Source organism: Alphaproteobacteria bacterium, assembly GCA_030740435.1.
Taxonomy (GTDB): Bacteria; Pseudomonadota; Alphaproteobacteria; order UBA2966; family UBA2966.
This window is the reverse complement of sequence record JASLXG010000061.1, coordinates 1-4,571: the sequence shown is the minus strand read 5'-3', so window position 1 is coordinate 4,571 and position 4,571 is coordinate 1. Positions and strand designations below refer to the sequence as shown.

Genomic DNA, 4,571 nt, shown 5'->3' with positions numbered 1-4,571 from the left:
GGAAGATGTCCCGCAGGGGACGCAAGGTGGAGGCGACGCCGTTTAGTGCCATGCCAGCGGTTCCGTACCGACTGCGTCACAGAGATTGGCGCGCCTCTTTCTGGCACCATCATGCAGCGGCCCCACAAGAAGGGCTTCCGGAAGGAAGCCTGGGCGCCGACTGCGGACAGAAGAACGGAGCCCCTGCAGGCATCACCGCGGAGACGGAAACAAAGGGCGTTCGGAGCTTGACATCAACCAACCGATTACAGAAGGCACAGAGGCACAGAGATGGATTCCGGTTGTTCTCCCGGAGAATCTCTGTGCCTCTGTGTCTCTGCGGTTAGTCTTCAGGCCGCCGCCACCTCCGCAGGCTGAGAAATGGAGTGGCGGAAACCTAACTCTCGTCCGCCACCTCGAAGGATTCGGTCGTGTAGCGCCAGACCTTGACGGTGTCGGACCAGTGGTCGGGCTTGAGGCCGGCTTTCCGCTTGAGGTGCTGGAAGAACGTGGCGGCTTCCGGATAGCTCTCCCAGACGGTGGGCAGGAAGGTGCCGCGTTTGCCCTGGTCGGCCAGGATCATGCCGTCGAGGCCGGGCCGGATCTGGGCGACAAGGTCGGCTTCGGAAGAAAAGCTCATCTCCTGGGGCGGGCTGAGGATCGAGATGGCGATCTCGATCCCGGCGAATTCGGCTGCCGTCAAGGGATTGAAGCGGCGGTCTTTGAAGGCCGAGGCGTGGGCGTTCTTGGCCACGTCCAAGGCCAGCGCCTGGTGCGCCGCCAGCGAGCCGATGCAGCCCCTGAGGCGGCCCTCGTGCTTGAGCGTGACGAAGGCGGCGCCGGGCCGCATGAGATCGGGCGCCACGCCGTCGAGCGCGAGGTTGGCCTGCTTGCCCTGTTCCAGCCCCTGGCGGATGGCGGCCCGGGCGATGGCGCCCAGCGCCCGCTGTTTTTCTTCGTCCAGCGCCGCCGCCTGGCGTTCTTCCAGGACGAAAGAACCATAACCCACGACGCGGTCGCGCGAGCCCGCCGTGTCGCCGGAATTACGCACGTCGATGGCGCGGCAGACCAGGCCCTTGGCGCGGGCCAGGGCCAAGAGGCCGCGAACGGGGCGGCGGCCGCAGGCGCCTTCCTCGGCAATGCCGTCGACGTCGAGGCGCTCGATGGCCTCGGCGGTCGCTTTGTCGAGGCGTTGGGCGCTCTCATAATCGAGGTAGTGGCTGAGATCCGTGCTCACCACGATCAGCGTCTCGGGCCCGCCCCACAGCGCCTCCAGCACCCCGGCCACCTCGCCGGGCCCGGCTTCGCCGACCACCAGCGGCACCAGCTTGAAATCGCCCAGCACCTTCTGCAGGAAGGGCAGTTGCACTTCCAGGCTGTGTTCCTGGGCGTGGGCCTGGTCGATTTCGTGGACTTGGGGCAGCGCCGCGATGGCGGCGATGGCGTCGCGGTCGATGGCGACGTTGCCCAGCGGCGTCTCGAAAGCCGCCACACTGGGCGCCGCCAGGCCGCGAAAGCCGACCCGGTGCGAGGGGCCCAGCAGCACCACGCGCTCGACCGAGCCCCGCGCCGGCAGCAGGCGGTCGTAAGCGCTAGCGGCAATGGGGCCGGAATAGACGAACCCGGCGTGGGGCGCGATCACCGCCTTGGGCCAGGAACCGTCGGGCGCCTCGGCGCGGGCCGCCCGGGCGGCGCCCAGGTAGCCCTCGACGGCGCCGGCCAGCGCGGCCGCGCTGGCCGGGTAGAACTGGCCCGAAACGGCTGGCTGCCGAATTGTGGCGGTTCTGTCGCTGGAACTCATGGCAGGCTCCCCGGCGCGCTCAACAAAGCTCCAATCCGTCCCATATCAAGTAGTATGGAATGTTGAAAGTCTAGGGATGGCCGACGGTGTGGGCAAGCAGGGTGGCAAATATCTCATGACGGACACTGCCGGCGAGATCCTCGAAGGCGCCCCGGGGCGCTACTGGAGCCGCCTCGAAGACGGCCGGATCAGATGCGAGCTCTGCCCACGCTACTGCGCCATCCGCCCGGGCCAGCGCGGGCTTTGCTTCGTGCGCGGCAACCGGGACGGCGAGATGGTGCTGACCACTTACGGCCGCTCGTCGGGCTTTTGCGTCGATCCCATCGAGAAGAAGCCGCTCAATCATTTCTATCCCGGCACGCCGATCCTCTCGTTCGGCACCGCCGGCTGCAATCTGACCTGCAAGTTCTGCCAGAACTGGGACATGAGCAAGTCGCGCCAGATGGACACCCTGGCCGATGCGGCGGGGCCCGAGCTGCTGGCCCGGGCGGCGCTGGAGCTGGGCTGCAAGTCGGTGGCCTTTACCTACAACGATCCCATCATCTTCCTCGAATACGCCGTCGACGTGGCCCGGGCCTGCCATGCCGTGGGGGTCAAGACGGTGGCGGTGACGGCGGGCTACATCTGCGCTGAGCCCAGGGCCGAATTCTTCGCCCACATGGACGCCGCCAACGTCGATCTCAAGGCCTTCAGCGAGGATTTCTACCGCCGGCTTTGTTCCGGCGCGCTGGCGCCCATTCTCGAGACCCTGGCCTATCTCAAGCGCGAGACCGAGGTCTGGTTCGAGATCACGACTTTGTTGATTCCGGGCGCGAACGACAGTCCGGCCGAGATCGATGCCATGAGCGCCTGGTTGGCCGAGCACCTGGGACCGGACGTGCCGCTCCATTTCAGTGCCTTCCACCCCGACTATCGCATGACCGAGTTGCCACGGACGCCCCACGAAAGTCTGCTGCGGGCCCGCCAGATCGCGCTCGCGAACGGCCTCCATCACGTCTTCGTCGGCAACGTCCACGACCAGCGCGCCGCCAGCAGCTATTGCCACGCCTGCGGCGAGCTGCTGATCGGCCGCGACTGGTACCAGCTCGGCGCCTGGCGGCTCGACGATCAGGGGAATTGCCTGAACTGCGGCACAGCTTGCGCCGGGCGCTTCGACGGCCCGGCCGGCAGCTGGGGCCGCCAGCGCCGGCCGGTGCGGCTGGGCGCAGGGCGCCAAGGCGCTCGGCGCTGAGCGCCGAGGACACCATGGACGAGTTCGGCGGATTTCTCTTCTTTGCCTTGCTCATCGGCTTCGCCGTGATCGCCTTGCGCAGCGTCAGCCGGGCCGGCGTCCGGCCCGGCAGCCTGATCACGCCTCGTCAGCGCCGCCAGGCCAGCGATGATGCCGCCTGGAAGATCGAACGCACCATCGAGATCCTGCGCCAGAACCTCGATGGGAACAAACTGAGGGGCGGTGTGGAGATCTACAGCCGCTACTACATCGGCTACCTCTTCGAGATGGGCAAGGCCATCTCGCGCCACCACCGGGTCGAATTCTCGCTGCCATTGCGCCAGCCCATCCTGCTCGAGGTGGCACGGCTCTTTGGCCGCGGCCGCAATGCCCAGGAAGGCGAGCGCCACCTGGCGGCGGTGCTGGGCTCGGACCCCGGCCTGCTGGGCGCCGCCGACGGCCGCGTCGACGGCGACGCTGCCGTCGATGCCTCGAACCCCGGCCCCTATTTCGCCCGCATCGCGGCCTATTTCGAGAGCTGAGGCGGGGGGCATACCACTTTCGCCGTCGGGGGCCCCAGCAAGGCGCCATTCCGGGCGGCACATCACAACGTTCGCCGTGCTCACCTCTCCGCGCCGGCTTTTGGCCCCGCGTCGTGACGTGTGGCTTTCCTGTGCCGGCGGCTTTCATTCGGTCGGAGTCTGCTGCCGAGGATAGAGCGAGCATGCCGGCAGCGAGGCCGAAACGACGCGGTTGAGCCATGGCAGAAATCAGCCAACGCCTTCCCCACCTTCATCGTTGGCTGGCTGGGTTGGATTGGATGGCATCGTTGCCAACGAGCATCTTGGCCCAGATGTCCGAAACTCTCTCTATGCCAGCGTCTGAAAGATGACAGAGGTCGGGTCTGTAATTGACGTCGGTGAAAGCATTGATGTTAGGACCGGGGTGAATGTCATTATGGTCTCGGGCGAGTCTGCGCTGCGCCCAGGAGACCGGTCCTTCAATATCAGGGCCGATATCACCGCAACGAGTCTTCACCGCAACGTAGAGTTGTTCCTGATCCGCCACAACGTCTGCCTTCCTTTTGGCGTCTCATACTGCTGTTTTGCCCGCAAACCCGTGGACACTTGAAACAACACAAAGGTGCCCCTTAAAGCAGGTCGATAACAAACTGAAATGACCGCTTCGCTTGACTGCGACAAGCTGCTGGCGCTGATCGAACAGGCACGAGCGCGGGTAACGCGAGCCCTTGGCGTGAAGCCCGAGGTGGTGAGCTGCTACGAAGCCGGCTACGACGGCTTCTGGCTGCACCGGGTGCTGGTTGCGGCGGGGGTTAAGAACCATGTCTTCGACCCGGCCAGCATTGCCGTCGAGCGCCGCGGCCGTCGGGTCAAGACGGACCGCATCGACAACGAGAGCATGATCCGGACGCTGATGGCCTATCTGCGCGGCGAGCCTCGGGTGGTACGCGTGGTGCGGGTGCCGAGCCCGGCCCAGGAGGACGCCCGGCGGTTGATGCGCGAGCGCGAGCGGCTGGTCAAGGAACGCACGGCGCATGTCAACCGAATCAAGAGTCTTCTG

The 4,571-nt window shown here is 66.1% G+C and carries 5 protein-coding genes; 3 read left to right on the top strand and 2 right to left on the bottom strand.

Annotated features, from left to right (window positions below):
• Window positions 1-376: 376 nt before the first annotated feature.
• A complete protein-coding gene (amrB, locus tag QGG75_07140) occupies window positions 377-1,780 on the bottom strand; it encodes an AmmeMemoRadiSam system protein B (protein ID MDP6067013.1) in 1,404 nt (467 codons plus the stop codon).
• Between the two features lie 115 nt (window positions 1,781-1,895).
• On the opposite strand from amrB, the gene amrS reads away from it, so the two are divergent.
• Both amrS and QGG75_07130 read left to right on the top strand, forming a co-directional pair.
• Window positions 1,896-3,011, top strand: a complete 1,116-nt coding sequence (amrS, locus tag QGG75_07135) for an AmmeMemoRadiSam system radical SAM enzyme (GenBank protein ID MDP6067012.1) — start codon at window positions 1,896-1,898, stop codon at window positions 3,009-3,011.
• Window positions 3,012-3,025: 14 nt separating this feature from the next.
• Complete coding sequence (locus QGG75_07130) at window positions 3,026-3,532, top strand: hypothetical protein (protein ID MDP6067011.1); 507 nt, start codon at window positions 3,026-3,028, stop codon at window positions 3,530-3,532.
• Between the two features lie 250 nt (window positions 3,533-3,782).
• Here the strand turns inward: QGG75_07130 and QGG75_07125 are convergent, their stop codons facing one another.
• Window positions 3,783-4,058 (bottom strand): hypothetical protein, encoded by a 276-nt coding sequence (locus tag QGG75_07125; GenBank protein ID MDP6067010.1) that lies wholly within the window; start codon window positions 4,056-4,058, stop codon window positions 3,783-3,785.
• Between the two features lie 108 nt (window positions 4,059-4,166).
• Here QGG75_07125 and QGG75_07120 point away from each other — a divergent pair.
• The coding region (locus QGG75_07120; protein ID MDP6067009.1) for a transposase at window positions 4,167-4,571 on the top strand (405 nt) is incomplete at its 3' end.